Source organism: Enterococcus sp. ZQ21 (assembly GCF_030053755.1).
GTDB classification, from domain to species: Bacteria; Bacillota; Bacilli; order Lactobacillales; family Enterococcaceae; genus Enterococcus_B; species Enterococcus_B lactis.
The window spans coordinates 942,277-962,083 of record NZ_CP125658.1 but is presented as its reverse complement, the minus strand read 5'-3'; the positions used below and the strand labels follow the sequence as shown (position 1 = coordinate 962,083).

The following is a 19,807-nucleotide window of genomic DNA, read 5'->3' as shown; positions in this document are numbered from 1 at the left end:
CCTATTCCTTCATTCCTGATGAAGCGATCCCTTCTACAAAATATTTTTTGCATCGCTAAAAATATAAAAGCAACAGGAAGAACAGAAACAACTGAGGCAGCCATGATTAATGCGTACTCTGCATCAAATAGCCCAATAAACATTTTCAACCCTAACTGGATTGTTTTATTTTCCGTAGAAGACAAATAAATGAATGGCCCCATATAATCGTTCCATGTATTAACGAATGTGATGATCGTCAAACTGGCAATCGCCGGTTTTGTAAGGGGTAAAATGATCTTTCGATAGATTCCCCATTCTGATAAGCCATCGATCCGCGCGCTCTCACATAAAGAATCTGGGATACTACTGTAATATTGCTTCAACAAGAACACACCAAAAGCATTGAACGCTTGTAATAGCACCAATGACCACAACGTATCTGTTAAGCCCACTTTTCTCATCATGATGAACTGAGGGATCATATAAGACTGCCAAGGGACAGCAATTGTGCCGATATATGCTAAAAATAAAATATCGCGCCCTTTAAAATTCAGTTTAGAAAACCCGTAAGCAGCAAAACTAGAAGTAAACAACTGAATCAATGTGATCACAACGCTTAAAAAAGCTGTATTCTTAAAAAACGTCACTAAAGGAATACGAGACCAAATAACCAGATAGTTCTCTAAATGCCAAGTTTTAGGAATCCATTGAATCGGAATCGTGAACACTTCATTATTTGCTTTGAATGAAGCAGAAACCATCCATAAAAAAGGAATGATCGTCAATAAAGCTAGCCCTATTAGCAGAATCATACCCAACCATTGAATAAAGGTCATATCGTTTGAAAAAATTTTTGCTTTTTTCCTTTCATTTTGAACACTCTCTTCCATTTCATACCTCCTAAGTACGACGCTTATTCCAAGAAAACTGAACAACCGTAACGCCCAAAACAATTACGAACAAAACAAGTGAAATAGCTGAAGCATAACCAAAATCAAATTTTTTGAATGCTTCATTGTAGATTTGGTAAACCAACACATTTGTCGCTCGACCAGGGCCGCCATCCGTCATCACTTGCACCAGGTCAAACACCTTGAAACAATTGATGACAAGCATGATCGTTACAAAGAAGGTAGTTGGCCTCAACGAAGGTAATGTCACATTCAAAAATTGTTTCCATCGATTTGCTCCATCTAGTGAAGACGCTTCATACAATTCTTTTTGGATACTTTGTAGTCCTGCAAGGTACAGAATCATGTAATAACCCATCCCGCGCCAAATACTGACAATTACAATTGCCCAAAGCGCCCAATTTGAACTTGAAGTCCAACCTGGAGGATGTTCAATAAATCGCTTTAAAAAGATATTAATTGGTCCCATCGTTGGATGAAACAACATATTCCAAACAACAGCAATTGCTACTAAAGAAGTAACATACGGAAAGAAAAATATCGTACGAAAAAGCTTCATCCCTCTAATTTTCTGATTTAGTAGTAAAGCTAGCCCTAACGAACAAACAAGTGTGCCGGGCACTACAGCAGCGGTATATAAAAAAGTATTTTTCAAAGAAATCCAAAAGGTCTCATCGTTGGCCATTTTACGAAAGTTATCTAGTCCAGCAAATTCTGGCGTTGAAAAAGAATCCCATTTCATAAATGCTAGTACAAGCGAAAACAGGATCGGTATTAATGTAAAAACGAAAAAACCAATGAAATTCGGGGCGATAAACGAATAAGCGATCCACGTTCGTTTTCTACGCAAATGATTTGTAGCTTTCTTATTTATACTATTCTCCATTTCGATGACGAAACCAAGAGCGTTTGATCTCTTGGCTTCTCTCCTTTCATGATTATTCTTTTTCAGCAGCTACACGTTTCTCCATATTTGCCGTTCCTTTTTCCGGCGTTTCATCTCCAACCAAAATCAAGTCATGTTCTTCTTGTAAAATCTTATCGATTGCAGGCCCATGCGTATCAATCGGAAATTCAAGTTTGATTTCATCAGGAGAAAAAGCTTTTTTAGAAATCTCATCCGTTGGCATTCCAGCGAGGTTAAAATAAAGCTGATCAATCTCATCTGTACGATATGAAGGAACTACTCCTACTCCTGCCAATACTTTTGCTCCTTCTTCACTAGCTGCAAATTCAATAAATTCTTGCGCTGCTTTTTGTTTCTTTGAGTTTTTATTGACAGCAAATGCTGTTGGCGAGCCAAACGTCGTGACCGATTCTCCTTTTTTCTTCTGAGGAATAGCTGTAATTCCCCATTCTACTTCTGTCTTATTTGCTTCTTTGTTCGCAAGTATGCCAGCCATATACCAAGTTCCCATGTACATCATTGCTGCTTTTTGTTCTTCAAATTGAGATTGATAGGTTACTTTCGTTGACTTAGCCGTGCCAAAATCCATTTGCGCGCCTTCTTTTTGCATCCTCAATGCTCGATCATAATAATCAGTCATAAATCGATAATCTGGTTCCACAAGATTCGCTTCGTTTTGAGCAGCTGCAATAGCTTGGATCGTCGAACGCCAGATATGTTGATATGCTCCATAAACTTGTCCGTCATTTTTACTAAGCTTTTTTGCTAAATCTTCGTATTCGTCCCAAGTTAGATTTTCTGGATATTGGATTCCTGCATCATCAAACATTTTCTTATTGTAATATAGTACCCAAAAGTCCGTTCGATAGGGCAATGCGTATGTTTTTCCATCGATATCATACATTTCATATGTTCCTTCAGCAGCATCAGTATCTAATTCTCTAATTCGTTCTGTTTGATCGACTAACTGATCTCGTAAAGCATAATTTGAATACGACAAAAGATTTTTCATCGTCAATACATCTGTCGTATCTCCAGAAGAAAGCATCGTAGTAAGTTTCGTGTCATAATCATCTGAAGCAATATCTACTGCTTTCACTTTGATTCCCGTTTTCTTTTCGAATGCTTCAAAGAGCGCTTTGAATTCAGGTGTTGTTTCATAATTCCATGTCGAAACGGTAATTTCATTTGCTGATTCTTCACTACTGCCTTCTTGATTACCACAAGCACCAAATACGAGTGACATTCCTAAAACTATTGATCCAATCATCATTTTTTTCCATCGCTTCATTATATGAATCCTCCTCTTTTCTTATACATCACCAGTAACAGTACCATTTTTCAGCTAGACGAGTGATCCCTTCTACATAAAAGTAATCGCCCCAGATCACACATTCATCTACACCTTTTAAGCTGTTTTTATCATAAACGGCATGGAGAAGCAGCCCGTTTGATCCATCTACTTGTTTCGTTGTATAGTTTTTTTGTAATTCTCCCAAGATTTTGACTGCCATCTCTTCGTAATCGAAATGACGATGATCTGAAACAGGCAGTTGTTTGGAAAGTTCTAACAATCCGCATGCAGCTATTGCTGCCGCAGAGCTATCTTTTTCCTCTTGACTACCTTCTTTGAATATTAGATCCCAATAACAAATCAAATCTTCAGGAAGCTCTTGTAGAAAATAATCAGCAAGTTGCGTGGCGGTCTCTAAAAAAGAACCGTCTCCCGTATACAAGTAACTTAATGTGAATCTATAGATTCCCCACGCTTGCCCGCGTGCCCAACAGGATTCATCTGAATAACCTTGTTGCGTACGACCATATTTAGGCACTCCAGTAACATCATCAAAGTAATACGTATGGTAAGTAGTAGCATTGTCTCTCACAATATACTTTTGAGTTTGTTTCGCATGATTGTAGGCAGCTGTTTTATAACTCTCATCTCCGGTAGCCTCAGTAGCAAAGTAAAGTAATGGCAGATTCATCAAACAGTCAATGATCATACGTCCACGCTGCTTTGGATCATCTAAGTCTCCCCAAGCTTGGATAATTTGAGATTTGGGAGAATACCGCTCCATCAATCGATCAGCTGCTTGTATCGCTATTTGTTTTGATGACTCGTTTTTATTCAATCGATAATCAGCAACAGCTGATAATTGATATAAAAATCCGATATCATGCGTATCCAAGGCTATATCTTTTTCTAAACGTTCTTTGAATGAAGCTAATTGACTTTCGATCGTTCGATCAAAATCTTTTGAGTTAGAAAGTTCTTTTGTTAAAAATAATATCCCCAACCAGAAACTAGCCGTCCAATCAGTGTTTTCTTCCGCTTCATATACATGATTGTTACTAGCTGCAGCAGGTACGAGAAATTTAAATTTTTTTTTGATTTTCACGCACCTGTTTTTCAATAAAATCAATTTCTGAAACTAGCCAATCTAACTCAACTATATTTGTTCTATTGTCCATCGTTGTATTTTTCCTCCAACTTTACATTAATCCTTTGCCCTAGTTGCCCGATTTCTATATTTCTCCCAATAATTTCTACTGTAAGCTCTTCAAAAACTTGGTCTGGTAAAACACCGCTGATCACAGATATAAATACTTGTTTTCCGCTTTCAGCCACGCCTGTCAAATATGGTAATAGTGTTACCGGAAAATAAAGACTTGTATTAGGTTCAGGTCGGATAATCCCAGCTTTCTTGTATCCAATGATGTTCTTAATCCTCGAAGTACCAATGATCGATCGTGCTGTGGCACATTGTCCCGCTATACATCTATTTGTATTTTCCATTGGTACACTAAACCCGCCTTCATACACATACAGCAACCGTTCACTCCATATTTCGTGGATACGCAAATGCCCGTTTTCAAGCGGAACGATTGTACTTTTTATTGTCACATCTGACCAAGGACGCTATATCGGTTGTTTGTGTATTATTTCGAATAAAAAAGACTTGTTTTTTTATTCTTTTTTGGATATACTTTTAACAATTTAGGGAAATTTTAGGAAAAGGGGTATAAAAATGACAACGTATCAGCGAAAGGTATTATTATCGACATCGGCGGGAATTGCTTTAGAGAATATGGATATTATGTTTTTAGCTTTTTCATTATCTTCAATGATTGCTTCTTTTCATATTAGTGGTACGCAAGCGGGTTTCATTTCAACGATCACTAATTTGGGGATGCTCATTGGAGGTATTTTTTTTGGCATCATAGCTGATAAATATGGACGTGTGAAAGTATTTTCTCAAACGGTCCTTCTGTTTTCGATTGCTTCTTTATTGATGTATTTTGCTTCAAACATCTACTTGGTTTATCTCTTTCGCTTTATCGCAGGTGTAGGAGCGGGAGGAGAATATGGGGCGTGTATGTCCTTGATTTCCGAAAGTTTTTCAAAAAAACAAATTGGACGAGCTTCTTCGGTTGCTGGTATTGGTGCGCAGGTCGGTGCGGCTTTGGCTGCGATTTTAGCTGCTGTGATCATTCCAACGTTTGGTTGGAAGATGTTGTATGTCGTAGGTGTACTGCCGGTGTTGATGGTCTTGTTCATTCGTCGCGGCTTGACTGAACCAAAGGAATTCAAATCTGCACAATCCGCCGAAAAGAAAACCAATCTTAGCAGACTGTTTGAATCAAAACATCTTGCTTGGCAAACATGTGGCCTTAGTATCATGGTGACTGTCCAAATTGCCGGCTATTTTGGGTTAATGAATTGGCTACCTTCGATTATGCAAAATCGATTAGGGCTTTCGGTTTCTGGGTCTTCATTATGGATGGTCAGTACTATTTTAGGCATGTCTTTGGGGATGATGACTTTTGGCATGATCATGGATAAATTGGGGCCTAAACTAGCCTTTTCTTTGTTTTTAATTTGTTCATCCTTATCTGTCTATCTACTTGTGTTAGCCCATAGCCAGTGGAGTTTGGTAGCAGCTGCTGTGATAGTCGGCTACTTTATCAATGGCATGTATGGTGGATATGGCGCAGTGATTAGTAGTTTGTATCCAACAGAAATCCGCGCGACGGCGAATAATTTCATTATGAATCTTGGACGAGCTGTTGGTGGTTTTTCTTCTATCGTCATCGGTTTCCTGATGGATCATTATAGTTTAACTGCCGTAATCTTGTTTTTGAGCGGTATTTACCTAGTCAGCCTGCTGGTCTTGACAACTCTTACTGGTGTTACAGCATTAAGGGAAAGCTTGCAGCATTGATAATTGAGTCTGTAAATGACAAGAAAGAGGTGTGGCAAAAGCTTGCATCTGCGGTAATAAGACCAGCCAAATCAAAAACATGAGACACTGTTTCCGTTTGGCTGGTCGTATTACTTGATGCAGGGCAGCTTTTTCAACTGCTAATTTCCTTCTATCTGGCGGCGACTATTCTTTGACGTCCGTCATTTCAAAGTACTTTACTAATAACTTCGCATAACGAAAAACTGTGGATACACTCGTATATTGAGCGTCTGCATAATCTTCCAAATTTTTCTCAAGATGTTGATACATGAATTCAATCAAATGATAATTATATGATTTTCTGTAGAAATGAAGATAAATAGTGTAGATTGGGAAGTTCTCCTGCTTTTCCATAGAAAAGCGCCGATTATTCTCATTCTTCAAAATGACCTTATCAGGATATTGTTGGAACAATTCTTCTAAATCTGTTAGATAATTCAAGATAGACTTACTTGATACCTTCAATTCATTTTGTAGTTCTTCTATTGAACACCAACGTTCTGTTTCAAGCAGTAAATGAATCATTTTAATTTTCTTTTGAGAAACTTTTGTTAAAAAAATCTGCATATTTTCTCCTCCTGTATCTACTTTACTATACTACATACAAGAAAAAAACGGATACAAATATCCCACTGCAAAACAGTTAATGGTGCATAAACCTGTTATTATTTCTCTTTTTTTCCTAAGCATTCTATTGATATGAATCATTTAATCGTTTATTATATAAATGTCAATAATCTAATAATAAAATAACGTACATATTTTATTATTACATACTTAATAACAGAACTATAGCAAAAATCCCGTGTATCAACACGGGATTAGATTAAGTTTCCTCAATCACTATTCATAACACAATTATTATAACAAGTAAGTAAACAATTGAAAAGGACATTTATTGAAAACGGTTGTTTTTTTACTTAAGGAGGAAATTTAGTGAAAAAATTAGTTGCGTTGTTTTTGGTCGCAGGAAGTTTGTTGAGTGGGTGTGGTGCTACTACGTCTACTACTCAAAGCACAAGTTCAGCTCAAGCTTCCAGCAGCAGTACCACGATCTCCGAAAGTACGGCAGATTCATCGAAAGAACAAGAACAAATTGAAAAGAAAAAAGAAGAAGAGAAACAAAAAGCGGAAAAAGCTGCACTAGAAAAAAAAGTGACAGAAGCGGAATCTGCTTTATCACAAGCTGAAGCAAATCCTACAAAAGAAAACTATGCAACTGCTTCAGCAGCTATCCAAGCGCTACCTGAAAACAAACAAGAGTTGACAAGCCGTCTTGCTGCAATTGATTCCACAATCAAAGCAAAAGAAGCAGAAGAAGAACGGAAAAAGCAAGAAGAAATTGCACGACAACAAGCAGAACAAGCGCAACAAGAAGCAATCGCACAGCAACAAGCAGAACAGGCGAGGCAAGAAGCAATCGCACAGCAACAAGCAGAACAGGCGCAACAGCAAGCAGCAGCTGAACAGGCCTCTCAGCAGGCACAAGCCGCAGCTCCTGAGCAAAATAATGAACAAACTGTCTATGTCACACCGACCGGTTCAAAATACCATACACATAAATGTGGAAATGGTACGTATACCCCTGCCACTTTAAGCGAAGCTCAAGCTCGTGGTTTAACCCCTTGCTCCAAATGTTATGGAAACTAATTCAAAAGTTATACTATAATAATAAAATTCTTCTGAAACATAAAAAAATAGAAGCTGGCGTTCCAGATAGTAAACCAAAAATAGCAGTTTACACGTCCATTTCGTCAGCTTCTCTCTTTTTTCATTTAGTCTGTTCCCTCTGCTTTTTTGTACATCTTCATTCATTCTTTCTCAATCAAATAGTACACCTCTTTTTCTTTTCGCAGTTTGTATCTTCCTTTTTTCAATTTCATTGAAAACTGTTTCGAATGTTTATGTTTTACATGGATTTTAAGCAGAAGCTCCTCATGTTGCAAGCGATAGTTCCCGCCTTTTAAATCAGAAAATCTCACAAGTCCGTATTCATCAGAAGCTTTCACAAATGGAACTTTTTCTCTAGTAATATAGTGTTTGCCGTTGAGCGTTTTTACAGAAAAGACCATTCCTTCGATTGGTCGTCCGTTTGTGTTCTTTACATAAAATGATAAAGGATAGTTTCGCTTAGCGATGGCCAAAGAATCTAAATAAGCGATGAGTAGCCAAACTAAGCCGATTGATCCAAGTAGTATACCGATAAACCAAATAAAAAATTTCCATTTTTTCCATTGATCAATTCCTTGGATCGCTTTTTTTGCCTCTTTTGCTTGATAAGGAATACGATTTCCCGTCACAAGCAGTCGATGTGTATTGACCATATAAGGAGTGCAGGTAAGCAAAGTCACGAGATCTCTGCCTTTTTGGATACCCAAAGAATCTACTTCATCAGGTAAGACCACTTGGATTTTTTCTACTTGATACGCCAATGTCTTTCCATTGATCTGGATGAAAAACTGGTCTCCTTTTTTCAACTTAGGCAAATCTGTAAATAATTTTGCTTCTGGGAGTCCACGATGCCCAGAAAGAACGGCATGGGTGCTTTTCCCGCCAGTCGGATAAGAACTTCCTTCCAATAATGACGTTCCTTTTTGCAAAAATATTTCCGTTGTCTGATCGAATATAGGTAAGCTGACATTGATTTTTGGGATTTCGATGACTCCAAGCATATGTTCCATATAAAAGGCATTACTAGGTAAATCTTTTAATGCTTTTGCATCAACTGCTTGGTTGAAACTGCCTATCCCTGGTGATACGTTTTGCTCTGCCAACTGTTGGTTTTTCTTTGTCATTTTTTCCTGCTGTTTTTTTATTTCTTCTGAATTCTTACTCGATGCCTGCTTTTGATAATGGATGATCATTTGCTGGGCAAGAAAATCATTCAGTGAATCTTCTACAAAAGGATAAGAAAAGATCCCGATCCCAACGACTAAAATGATTGCCATGAAGATGTCCAGTATTCTTATTCTGCTTTTTTTCATCATGTCCACCTATTTTCTAATATGTATATGAAGAGGTTGTGAAATCAGCGCCTTGACCTGAGTATTAGAGAAGCAAACGGAAAAATAGTTCCTCATATTTTGCCGTTTGTTGAGCTAATACCGAAGGTCAGCTGATTGAACACCGTTTAAGAAAGAGGTCGTGAGCCTGCCGTTCAGCTCTGAGTCACAAGGAACAATTTCAAAAAACAGCTTCTCATGTTTGATGAATATTGTGACTTGTGACCGAGGAGTTGGCAGGAGAACACCGTTTAAAGAAGAGGTTGTGAAAAAGCAGTTTAGTTTCGAGTATTAAGATAAATTTTGTGAAAATGGTTCCTCACATTGTTGCATACATTTGACTTAATACCAAGAGACCGACCACTTCTGTCACAACCTTTCTCCCCATTTGAATCACTGTCGTTTATTTATCGTATGATTTTTGTTTCCAATAGTTTAAGCTTCTGTTTCTTGATGGCGTTTTTTGAAGTAGATCACTGTTCCTCCAACTAAAGCAATACCTACCAAGATGAATACGATGATCCCCATACCCCCAGTTGAAGGCAAGATTCCTTTAGGTTGGTTATCGATCGTTGTTTCATCAGAAGTTGTTGGATCATCATCTACTGTAAATTCAGTGTACGCAGCTTCATTCTTAGGTAATGCGTAGCCTTCTGGTGCTTTTGTTTCTTGAAGGCAGTATGCCCCTTGTTTCAGCCCTTCGATTGAAAATTCCCCTTCTGAATCAGAAATCAATTTCACTTCTTCCCAGTCAGAACCTGTGACTTCATCTGACCAAGCATATGGGTATTCTCCTGAGGCAAGGTTTGCTATTTTTTTCATTAATTTAACAGTTGGATCTTTTGCTCTTAGAATAGAAAATTCTGCACCGGCTAATTTTTCTTGCGTGTTCACATCTTGTTTGATGAAGTGGAAATCACCGTAGTTTTGGACATTTTCTACAGTAATCGTGTTATCCGTAGTTGTATTTTCCCGATTGACTACACCGTTTGGATTCCCAAGATCGGCTTCATCCGCGCCATGGATGATTCCGGTTGTTTGTTGCAATTTTCCGTTTTCTACTACAAATGAGGTTTCTTTTTGTGGATCGGTCAATTGATAATCATCTGGTGCTTTTGTTTCAACCAAAGTATAATTTCCGTCTAGTAACCCATTGACACTGATGGATCCTTCACTATCTGTTGTGAATGTCAATGCTGATTCGGCAGGACCATAAAGAGCGACACCAGTATTTTCATCAAAACCAGTCACAAATTGATTGTCTGAATTTTTGATCTGGAATTGCGCCCCTGCTAACTTATCTACCCCTGAAAAGTTCCCAGCTTTTTGGATTTTGATATTGCTTTCTTTGATGACATTTTTAGCATATAGATGAATCGTGTCTAAAGGTTTGTCAGGGTCTGATGAATCAGGGTTGTAAAAGGGTAAGCTCAACACGATATTTGGCGACGTTTCGACACCAGGTTTTGGTGTTTCTACAAAGACATATACAGCATCTTTCCCTTCAGATTTACCTGGAAGAGTCAAGTTAGCTAATCCTTCACCAGAAGTCGTTACACTTGCAAAGGGTGTAGCGTCTGCTGGAACTGCTGTATCTTTACTTGGATAGTACGTAGCGGTGATGTCGTATACGTTGAATTCTACACCATTCAATGGTTCGCTATTCGGAAATGTCAATTCCGTTCCGTTGTTTATTTGATTTTCTGGTGCTGAAGTGAATTTCAATTTATGCAAATTAACCGTGACATTTTCTGGTGTAGGTGATACGGCTGCAGAGACATCTGCAGTTCCTAGGCTGAGAACGAAAGGAAGCAACATAATAGTAGTTCCTAGAAGTGCCCATATTTTTGTTTTGATGTTTTTCATTTTATTTCCCTCCTATTGTTTCCTTTTTGTTGTTTTTTATAAAACCAAGCTGCCCCTGTTGAAAGGACTAGCAACACCCCTAAGATTGAGAAACCTCCAAGCATCTCTTCGTTTGTTTTTGGAAAACTTCCTCCACTTTTTTCATTTGATGGGCCATTCGTCTGTATCTGAACTGGCGTTTTTCCGTTATTTGTCCGATTTGCTTCTGGTTCGTTGATGATTTCCAATGGTATAGGATGAAGCGGATCATAACTGCCTGCTTCAACTTCAAAGAGAATTGGTGCTGGACTCCATACATATCCTTTAGGCGGCTTGATCTCAACTAGTTCATAGCTTCTAAAAGACAAACCATGGACAGAAAATGTTCCATCTTTACCGGAAGTAAAAATCGTTGCTCTCGGATCATCTTTGGCTACCCAGTGATTTATCCCATTTTCTTGCGCTAAATATTGGTTATCTCTTTTGACTAGAAATTGAGCATCTGCCAGTCTTTGTTTCGTCTGCCGATCCACTTTGACAAATTGTTTGCCACCTGTTTGGGTGGCAAGATGTGTTTCTACTGTTTGATTGTCAGTCGTCAAACGTACCTCGTTGTCAAATGTCGTTTTTTCACTGTTTTCTTTCAATGACATTTGGTAACGGATCGTTAATTTTTTCTCAGCAAACGAACTGAGATCTTTTCCAGAATCCGATAATACAAAACCATGTTTTGTTTTTTGTGTATGAAATGTATGAATCTTTTCTCCCCCAATCAAAAGATCGATCGTTTCTGGTTCTAGCCACAACTGAGGATCAGCTGTATCTGTGATCGTATAGGTTCCTACCTCGTTGATGTTCTCAGGAATTGTGGTAGTGATGAGATAAGGTACTTTATCCCCATCTGCAAAATCTGTCTGCTTGTTCTCTACTTTTTTTGTTAATGTGAGTGCAGCAGGTATTTTTTGTTCGCTCTTAGGATACAAGTGGATGGTCGTCAATTTATGATTAGATGAATCTGTCACAGGAAGCACGACGACAAATGGTGCTGATTTTTCTTTTACTTGATCTGAAGATTTTATTTCCGCAAATCGGTAAACAGCGTCACGACCTTGCTCGTCTTTGTCCGATACACGAAAAGAAGCAATGCCCTCTCCCCCGTCTACTGTTTTTGTCACACTTTCTGCCAGTATTTTTTCACTATCACTTTTCTGTGCTAGTTTTCTTTGTGCGTCTTCTATACTACTTCCTTCTGACCGCAGCTTGTAAAATTCATCCGAGACATCATATATAGCGAAAGTAACACCGTTCAACCCTTTTGCCTACTGAAAGTTATCTGGACTAGCCATTCCGTCGTTTTGACTGATACTTGGCATCTGTTCGCTTTCGAACATTCGATTATGCAAAGTAAATGTAATAGATGATTCTCTGGCTGACACAGTCGGAGAACCACTAAAAAATCCCAGTAGGATAAAAAAGAGAACGGCAAACCTATCCACACGTACACTTTTTATTTTTTTCATCGCTGTTCACCTGCTTTTTTCTTACGATGGATAAAATAAAAGAAGCCAGAAAAAATAAAAATCATTCCTAAAAAGACAAAGGGCAGTAGACCTATCCCGCCTGTCGAAGGAAGCAAGAGAGTCGGATTGATCGTCAACTCAGCGGTATCTGTTGCGGTAATCGAATAATTATTGTTTACAGTTCCTTCCCCTAAACTAATCGTTACTATTTGTGTTCCGATATCTGTCCGGCTGTTAGCTGTTAGTGTATAATCCAATGCTTCACCTGAGACAACACCAGTAACGTGGACATTTCCAACCGGTATCGAGTGACTTTGGGCATCATAATTAAAGGCAGCGTCATCGACAGTAATCACTGCATCGGCTTTATTGATGGTATAGGTTCCTGATGTGTTAGCTATATCAGTAAATGACATCTTGGGATTTGCTGCTTTGACTTTATCTATCCCGCTTTTCGTTAATTTAATTGCATAGCTGCCAACGTTAACCATATTTTTTGCTGATTGTGCATCTACTGTGTAGTCCGTGTTGCTAAGGGTCACTTGCACTGGAGTAACCGAACTGGTGACACCTTCTGCTAGCTTGACATGGATTGACGGGATTCCTGCTTTTCCATCATATGTCTTACTGCCACCGAGCTCTACCGTACCGCTGATTGGCTTGATCGTATAGATATCAGATGTCTACACGATAGGAAATAGATAGTTTGTTCTGGCAGCTAGTTTAGCTAATCCGCTTTCTGTCAATTGCCAAGACGTATAGGTTCCAATTTCAGTAGGCGCAGTTACTTCAACTCCCTTTTCATTCATCGCTTTGAAATCAGTTGGATTCCATGGGATTTGATCAATATTGAGATCATTGTTTAAAAGGGATGTTGATTCTGTTTTATCATTAAAGGTATATTTAACGATCGGTACAACAGAAAGACCATCATAGTACTTACTGCCATTTGCATTGATTGATACTGTTGCATTTGTCTTATAATATAGGATGACTTCAGAAATCTGTTTTCCATTTGCGTCCTTTACGATTACATTTCCATTTGTATCTAAACTAGCTGAAACACTCGTTGCTGATTGGTTCTTTGTTTCTGTCGCTGAAACAGCTGTAAAGGTATATCCGCTGATAATAGGCACATTAGTCGTCAGGTCTTGTGCAGCACTTCCGTAAGTAAGATTCATTATTTTAGAAGGAGCAATCGTCTGTCCAAAATAGTCTTGATACTTAATAGTGATTGGTGTTTGTTTGCCTGTATAGGTCACCGTATCGACGTTACTTTCTAGGGCTGTGAAAGAACCGTTTGTTTGTGCAAAAGAATAGCCCGTTACTGCTGTTGGAATAATAACCACTTTGTCCCCCACATGGATTCCAGATAGTGTAGTCCCGTATGTTCCAGTTTGTGCTATCCCGCCATTAACAGTATAAGAGAATGTTCCAGGTTGGTTTGCATTGACCTGAACCGTCGCTGCTTGATAGGTTGGAACAACTGAAATATTCCCCTTGTTATCAACGATCTGTCCATTTTTGATCGAGTACCCTGTGAATGGAATATCGTTTGCTAACTGTATACCGATTGAAAAAGTACTAATACCCCCTCCGGCAGGAAGCCCTCCCCATGTTGAGGGTGTAAAAGAATAACTTTTATCCGCATTGGGTGTAACGGAATCGATCGTATTTCCAGCGGTAGCCACCCCCATATAGATACTTTTTGGGAAGGTGGTAGTAGTACCATTTACTGTGGAGCCAATAAACAGATTATGGATATCTGGACGGTTATCAATAAAAGCGATTGCTTTGGTAACACCTTGTAGCGCGGTTTTATCCGCACTCATCGTTCCGTTAACCGCAACAATGACTCCATCTTTGGCATATATCACTGTATATCCATCTGGTATGGTATGTCCGTTGAAATTCGCAGTGGCCGCAACAGCACTAAATGTCTGACTTTTACCTGTTTCTGAATAAGCTTTTTCCCCTGCTGCTTTTGCTGCTGCGATTTCTTCTTCTGTCGGATCAATCAGCTGAGTCGAGGTTGTAGTTGAGGTTGTCTCGTTGTTGCTAGACTGATCGGTACTTTCTGTTGACTGTATTTCAGAGGCGGGTGGACTATTTGTCTCCTCTGTCATTTGGTTAGCAAAACTTGACGTTTCTGTATAAACGTTTACATTCCTATTGGATAAACTTCCTAAGAAAGTAAGAATCACGATTATCGAAACTGCAATGGTACGCAAGTTTTTTCTTCGAGATATAGCTTTTAGTCTAGAATCAAAATGTTTTTGACATATACGTTGGATTTTATTTTGAGTTTTCTTGATCATTTTCATCCCTCCTCTCAATAAAAAAACGTTATCAAATAAGCACGTGCACGTTATTCAAAATCTAATTTTTACTATTTTATTGATGCATGGAAAGTTTGGATCATTTCTATTCTCTTTTTATTCTAAGATTATTCTATTCCTCACGCTTAATAGAAAAGATTTATTTTTAAATAAAAAATACTCTTTTTTTACGATTATTAAAAAAAAGATAAAACTTGATGAATTGAAGTATTGCTTAATTTTGGAAGCTAGGGGGGAAGAATAAAAGCATATATATTGTTTCAAGAACAAAATCTTGTTATCTTTTTAAAGGACATTTGTCCAAAATCTAATTTTAGGAGGTACGTTTTGACGTTTATTCGTACAAATAAAAGAGAATTATCTTTATTCATTCTTTATTTTTTATTCATAGGATTTCAATTAGGGATCCTTCCATTAGCCTTATTATCTATGGTAACGAACAGTGATTTAATACATTCAGAGTTTGTTGTGTTCGCGGTTAACTTATGTATTCCTTCTATTATTGGAATCATTTTGTTTCGTAAAGAGATCATAGAAAGTTTTTCTTATTTCAAAGAAAAAACTTGGCTGAGAATTGCTAGTATATTTTTTTGGGTAGGCTTGATCTTTTTAGTAGATGTCTTCATGCAACACATTTTAGGTCCTACTAACCAATCAGCCAATCAGGAATATTTATCGCAATTAGGAAAACAAACGCCGCTATTTTTGACTTTGATTGTTTTTGCTTTCCTTGGCCCGATTTTAGAAGAACTTATTTTTCGTCATCTTTTAATTAATTGGCTTTCTCAATCTATTGGTTTAATTTTGTCTTCTTTGATTTCTATTTTTCTATTTACATTTATTCATGTAACGCATCCAATTGATTTTTTCATGTACGCTCCTGGAACGATTTTACTGACGATTGCTTATTTAACTGCGAATCGCTCATTAGCTTTTATCATGGCTATCCATATTTTGAATAACGTTCTTGGTTTTGTATTATAGATACAGATGACAAAAAAAATTCAAGTATGCGACATTGGTTCTACGCCGCATACTTGAATTTTTTTCAATTAGTATAAATCAAAACTTCTAATTTTCATTTCCCATCAACTGATACGCTCGACCATCCGAACTTCTTTTGAAAAAACCGAATGTGATTAGATAACGCCTTTGTTCGACATAATCAGCACTAGAAAATATGTCCATCAATATCGAATTGACTTCTGTTTCTGTATAGATTACTCCATGTTCGAATCGTTTCAAGACTTCTTTCAGCAAGATGTATTTCTTTTTTGTTGCGCTTGGTACTTGTTTTACTTTTCCATCCTTCATAAATGTCTCCAAAACTTTCATTTTCTCTTGCTCCGTATAAGTATAAATCATCTTCTTTCTCCTTTTGATTCTAAGAATACTCCATTTATGTTAGAATATTCTGGATTTTTTAAAGCGGTTACTCTCAAGAAAGATATTATCACATGGCTCTTTTTTTTACTAATATTTGTCGGAAGACTCATCCTAATAAGTTATTCGCCCAGTCGAGTAATTAAAAAATACTGAATCAAGAATATTGCATTACATGATAAGAACAAAAAAAGAACCCTTGAATACCAAGGGTTCTTTCTCTGTCTGATAACAATGATTAACGACGGATTTCTTTGATACGAGCAGCTTTTCCGTGTAATGCACGTAGGTAGTACAATTTTGCACGACGTACTTTACCGTAGCGAACTACTTCGATTTTTGCAACACGTGGTGTGTGCAATGGGAATGTACGCTCAACGCCCACTCCGTTAGAAACTTTACGTACTGTATAAGTTTCGCTGATTCCAGCACCGCGGCGTTTGATAACAACACCTTCAAATAACTGGATACGTTCACGAGTACCTTCGACAACTTTTGCGTGAACACGCACAGTGTCACCAGGGCGGAACGCTGGGATGTCAGAACGTAATTGGTCTTTTGTTAATTCTTCGATTAATGGATTCATGGTTTTCTTCTCCTTATTCCAAATATTCTTATGAGCTTCTCTCACAGCGGAATATCGTAATAGTTAAGTGCTTGTGCACTCACCATAAAATACTAACATACTATCAATCTACTGTAAAGAAGATTTTAGAAAAAGTTACTTGCCTACATCTGCTGTTTTTTTTGCTCTTCTTTCTTGATTTCTTCTAAAAATTTCGTCATTTGAGGCGTCCATTCAAGTGTTTCCAAGAGATCAGGTCGGCGTTGATAGGTTCTTCTTAGCGACTCTTTTAATTGCCATTCTTCAATCAATTTATGATTTCCATTTGTCAATACTTCTGGTACTTTCATCCCTTTATATTCTGCTGGACGAGTATATTGGGGATGTTCTAATAGACCAGTTGAATAAGAATCGGTTTGGGCAGAAGTCTGATTGCCTAACACATCTGGCAACAGCCGAACTGTTGCATCGATCATGACCATCGCACCTAATTCTCCCCCAGTAAGGACATAATCCCCTAAGGAAACTTCATCTGTCACTAATGTGCGGATACGTTCATCATACCCCTCGTAGTGACCACAAATGAATACCAGGTGTTCTTCTTGTGAAAATTCTTCTGCCATTTTCTGATCGAATCGTTTACCAGCTGGATCAAGAAGGATGACTCGTTTCTTGACATCAGGTGCAGCTTGTTCAATTGCTTGGATATTATCATAGATTGGCTGGACTTTGAGCAACATACCTGCTCCTCCGCCATATGGATAGTCGTCTACTGTCTGATGTTTATTATCTGAATAGTCGCGGAAGTTAGAGATATTGATGTCTAATAAACCTTTATCTACAGCCTTGCCGATGATGGATTCACCCATAGGACCTTCAAACATTCGTGGAAATAAAGTCAATACATCAATCTTCATCGTCAATCAGTCCTTCTGGGATTTCTACACGGATCACTCCAGCTTCTAAATCAACTTCTTTGACGACAGAAGCGATATATGGAAGCAAGATATCAGCCTTTTTCGGACGTTGAACGACCCAAACATCATTAGCGCCTGGTGACAAGATTTCTTTTACTTTACCTAGTTCCGTTCCATCTTCTTCCACCACACGCAGACCGATGATCTCGTGGTAATAGAATTCATTTTCATCTAGATCTACAGAGTTGTCTTTTGACACTTTCAATATGCCATCCCGATATTTTTCCACATCGTTGATGGAAGGATGACCTTCAAAACTCAATAAGTCAAAATTTTTATGTTTACGATGACTTTTGACCGTTAATTCAATAGGTGCTTTTCCATCTTGGAATAATGTCAGCACCGTCCCTTTTTTGTAACGTTCTTCTGGGAAATCCGTTGTTGAGATCACACGGACTTCACCTTTGATACCTTGTGTGTTTACGATTTTTCCTACATTCAAGTATTCAGTCAACTTATATCCCCATTTCTTTTTTGTCTGTTTTATTTTAGCATGTGCGGAGAGGCAATTCTAGTTTTCTTTTAGGGTATTAAGCCAAATTTATTGCAAAAATGTGGCGTACTGTTTTTGATGACTTCTTATTTCTTGAAGCTCAGCACTTCTGTCATGGCTTCTTCATAGAAACTGCCATCTTCAATGCAGCCATAGGGTCTTGACGAGTGATCGTATAGACATTTTTCGGTTCTTGCCAACTTACTTCTACGGCTCGATTCGTCGTATCTCCCATATCAATAGTTATCTTACCAAATTGTTCAGGTGCTGGCAGCCTGTTTTCTTCCAAATAGGCTACGATTTCTTTAGCTAACGGCAAGGGTTCTTGACCATCAATATTATTCCCACGGATCCGAATACGCCAATTTCCTTCTTGCCATTCAAGGTAGCTTGAACCTGCTGCTCCTTGCTGATACCCCGTGATTTGATGACCTAAATCCATTTTCTGCCCATTTGTATCGATCTCAAATGGCTGCAAGACTTGTATCGTTTCTTGACTAGAAGCAAATCCATATTGATAGAGATAAGTTGCAATAGGCGTTTCTTGATTCAATTCGTCAGCATTCAACCTGAGGGGACGATCTGATCCGTAATATAAAATAGAATAACCTTGCTTTGTTTGTGCCGCTGCGACATTGAGATAGCCAGAAGAAATCGGTACATCTAAAGGCATGGGCACGTTTGGTTGTTGTTCTTTCAATTGGTTTAAAGCAGTCTTTTCCTCATTACTTGAGGTAGCCCTTGTTTGTTCAGTAGATGAAGCCATTTTAGTACTACTTTTTTCTGTACTTGCAACAGTTTCAGATGTACTGCTTGATGGTTGCGTATTGTCTGATCTTTCAGTAATCAAACTGCAGGCGCTTAACAATAAGACAAACGGAATAAATAACATAGTATTTCTCATTATCTGCTCACTCCCTCCTATTATAAGGATACGCTTTCTTGCTTCTTTTGCCAAATAATCATTTCTTCAATTAATAAAAAAACAAAAAAGCTGTACTCGGAAATTCGAGTACAGCACGTTTATTTACTTTTCCTTATCATCGATGATATTCAAACGCACTTTTTTTGGTGCATTGATCCGAACACCGTAAACGATTGTGCGGATTGCTTTGGCAACACGCCCTTGTTTTCCGATGATACGGCCAATATCTTCAGGTGCCACTGTTAGGTTGTACTCGTAAAAATCTTTCGACTCTACGACATCTAACTTGACTTGATCAGGATAAGTGACTAGCGGACGAACGATTGTTAAGACTAAGTCGCTTAAATCTTTCATATCCGGTCACCTTATTTCTTTGAGAATTTAGCTTCGTGGTGTTTTTGCATGACGCCTTCTTTTGAAAGGATATTACGTACAGTGTCAGAAGGTTGTGCACCTTTTGATAACCAGTCAAGAACTAAGTCTTCTTTTAAAACTACTTCTGCAGGGTCTTTCAAAGGATTGTAAGTACCTACAGTTTCGATGAAACGTCCATCACGAGGAGAACGTGAATCAGCTACGACGATACGGTAAAAAGGACTCTTTTTAGAACCCATACGTTTTAAACGGATTTTAACTGCCATTATTTATTTCCACCTCCATTGTTTTATTCACAAGATGTAGTGTAACAGTTTTTTTTTACCCTGTAAAGCTTTT

At 38.1% G+C, this 19,807-nt stretch carries 17 protein-coding genes and 4 pseudogenes; 3 read left to right on the top strand and 18 right to left on the bottom strand.

The genetic code is table 11. From position 1 onward, the window contains the following. Position 1 precedes the first annotated feature (1 nt). From QK255_RS04555 to QK255_RS04535, 5 genes and pseudogenes are all read right to left on the bottom strand, one after another. Positions 2-818 (bottom strand): annotated as a pseudogene (locus QK255_RS04555) (carbohydrate ABC transporter permease). Between the two features lie 64 nt (positions 819-882). Then, positions 883-1,779 carry a carbohydrate ABC transporter permease gene (locus QK255_RS04550; protein WP_002293162.1) on the bottom strand — a complete coding sequence of 299 codons (897 nt, stop codon included), beginning with the start codon at positions 1,777-1,779 and terminating at the stop codon, positions 883-885. Positions 1,780-1,831: 52 nt separating this feature from the next. After that, positions 1,832-3,091 carry an ABC transporter substrate-binding protein gene (locus QK255_RS04545; protein WP_002329432.1) on the bottom strand — a complete coding sequence of 420 codons (1,260 nt, stop codon included), beginning with the start codon at positions 3,089-3,091 and terminating at the stop codon, positions 1,832-1,834. Between the two features lie 28 nt (positions 3,092-3,119). After that, positions 3,120-4,272, bottom strand: a pseudogene (locus QK255_RS04540) (glycoside hydrolase family 88 protein). Beyond that, positions 4,262-4,708 (bottom strand): annotated as a pseudogene (locus QK255_RS04535) (DUF2264 C-terminal domain-containing protein); the annotation flags it as partial. The pseudogenes QK255_RS04535 and QK255_RS04540, both read right to left, overlap by 11 nt. Before the next feature lie 121 nt (positions 4,709-4,829). Here QK255_RS04535 and QK255_RS04530 point away from each other — a divergent pair. Next, positions 4,830-6,023, top strand: coding sequence for an MFS transporter (locus tag QK255_RS04530; protein ID WP_002293157.1), 1,194 nt, complete (start codon positions 4,830-4,832; stop codon positions 6,021-6,023). A gap of 165 nt (positions 6,024-6,188) precedes the next feature. Here the strand turns inward: QK255_RS04530 and QK255_RS04525 are convergent, their stop codons facing one another. Next, the gene (locus QK255_RS04525; protein WP_002293156.1) at positions 6,189-6,611 is read right to left on the bottom strand and encodes a helix-turn-helix domain-containing protein; all 423 of its coding nucleotides are present in this window, start codon (positions 6,609-6,611) and stop codon (positions 6,189-6,191) included. 369 nt (positions 6,612-6,980) lie between these two features. Between QK255_RS04525 and QK255_RS04520 the strand changes: the two genes are divergently transcribed. Then, complete coding sequence (locus tag QK255_RS04520; protein ID WP_002293155.1) at positions 6,981-7,694, top strand: hypothetical protein; 714 nt, start codon at positions 6,981-6,983, stop codon at positions 7,692-7,694. A 161-nt stretch (positions 7,695-7,855) separates the two neighbouring features. On the opposite strand, the gene QK255_RS04515 is transcribed toward QK255_RS04520, so the two are convergent. From QK255_RS04515 to QK255_RS04490, 5 genes and pseudogenes are all read right to left on the bottom strand, one after another. Continuing rightward, entirely contained in the window at positions 7,856-9,028 is a 1,173-nt protein-coding gene (locus QK255_RS04515; protein WP_002342072.1) for a class C sortase, read from the bottom strand. A gap of 453 nt (positions 9,029-9,481) precedes the next feature. Continuing rightward, positions 9,482-10,912 carry a SpaH/EbpB family LPXTG-anchored major pilin gene (locus tag QK255_RS04510; RefSeq protein WP_002290294.1) on the bottom strand — a complete coding sequence of 477 codons (1,431 nt, stop codon included), beginning with the start codon at positions 10,910-10,912 and terminating at the stop codon, positions 9,482-9,484. After that, on the bottom strand, positions 10,909-12,201 hold the full coding sequence (locus QK255_RS04505; protein WP_002290293.1) for a SpaH/EbpB family LPXTG-anchored major pilin: 1,293 nt from the start codon (positions 12,199-12,201) through the stop codon (positions 10,909-10,911). The genes QK255_RS04510 and QK255_RS04505 overlap by 4 nt, the downstream gene beginning before the upstream one ends. A gap of 9 nt (positions 12,202-12,210) precedes the next feature. Beyond that, entirely contained in the window at positions 12,211-12,411 is a 201-nt protein-coding gene (locus QK255_RS04500) for a hypothetical protein (RefSeq protein ID WP_002290292.1), read from the bottom strand. Further along, positions 12,408-14,735 (bottom strand): annotated as a pseudogene (locus QK255_RS04490) (MBG domain-containing protein). The gene QK255_RS04500 and the pseudogene QK255_RS04490 overlap by 4 nt, the downstream one beginning before the upstream one ends. 342 nt (positions 14,736-15,077) lie before the next feature. Between QK255_RS04490 and QK255_RS04485 the strand changes: the two are divergent. Next, positions 15,078-15,734 (top strand): CPBP family intramembrane glutamic endopeptidase, encoded by a 657-nt coding sequence (locus QK255_RS04485; protein WP_002290288.1) that lies wholly within the window; start codon positions 15,078-15,080, stop codon positions 15,732-15,734. Between the two features lie 87 nt (positions 15,735-15,821). On the opposite strand, the gene QK255_RS04480 is transcribed toward QK255_RS04485, so the two are convergent. The 7 genes from QK255_RS04480 to rpsP form a co-directional block, all read right to left on the bottom strand. After that, positions 15,822-16,115 (bottom strand): DUF2087 domain-containing protein, encoded by a 294-nt coding sequence (locus QK255_RS04480; RefSeq protein ID WP_002290286.1) that lies wholly within the window; start codon positions 16,113-16,115, stop codon positions 15,822-15,824. Between the two features lie 256 nt (positions 16,116-16,371). After that, positions 16,372-16,719, bottom strand: coding sequence for a 50S ribosomal protein L19 (gene rplS / locus QK255_RS04475; RefSeq protein ID WP_002290284.1), 348 nt, complete (start codon positions 16,717-16,719; stop codon positions 16,372-16,374). 143 nt (positions 16,720-16,862) lie between these two features. Next, complete coding sequence (gene trmD, locus QK255_RS04470) at positions 16,863-17,615, bottom strand: tRNA (guanosine(37)-N1)-methyltransferase TrmD (protein ID WP_002290282.1); 753 nt, start codon at positions 17,613-17,615, stop codon at positions 16,863-16,865. Next, on the bottom strand, positions 17,605-18,129 hold the full coding sequence (gene rimM, locus QK255_RS04465) for a ribosome maturation factor RimM (protein WP_002290281.1): 525 nt from the start codon (positions 18,127-18,129) through the stop codon (positions 17,605-17,607). The genes trmD and rimM overlap by 11 nt, the downstream gene beginning before the upstream one ends. Positions 18,130-18,280: 151 nt before the next feature. After that, positions 18,281-19,072 carry a hypothetical protein gene (locus QK255_RS04460; RefSeq protein ID WP_002290279.1) on the bottom strand — a complete coding sequence of 264 codons (792 nt, stop codon included), beginning with the start codon at positions 19,070-19,072 and terminating at the stop codon, positions 18,281-18,283. Between the two features lie 123 nt (positions 19,073-19,195). Then, complete coding sequence (locus QK255_RS04455) at positions 19,196-19,447, bottom strand: KH domain-containing protein (protein WP_002290277.1); 252 nt, start codon at positions 19,445-19,447, stop codon at positions 19,196-19,198. A gap of 11 nt (positions 19,448-19,458) precedes the next feature. Beyond that, entirely contained in the window at positions 19,459-19,734 is a 276-nt protein-coding gene (gene rpsP / locus QK255_RS04450; protein ID WP_002290274.1) for a 30S ribosomal protein S16, read from the bottom strand. Positions 19,735-19,807: the final 73 nt, after the last annotated feature.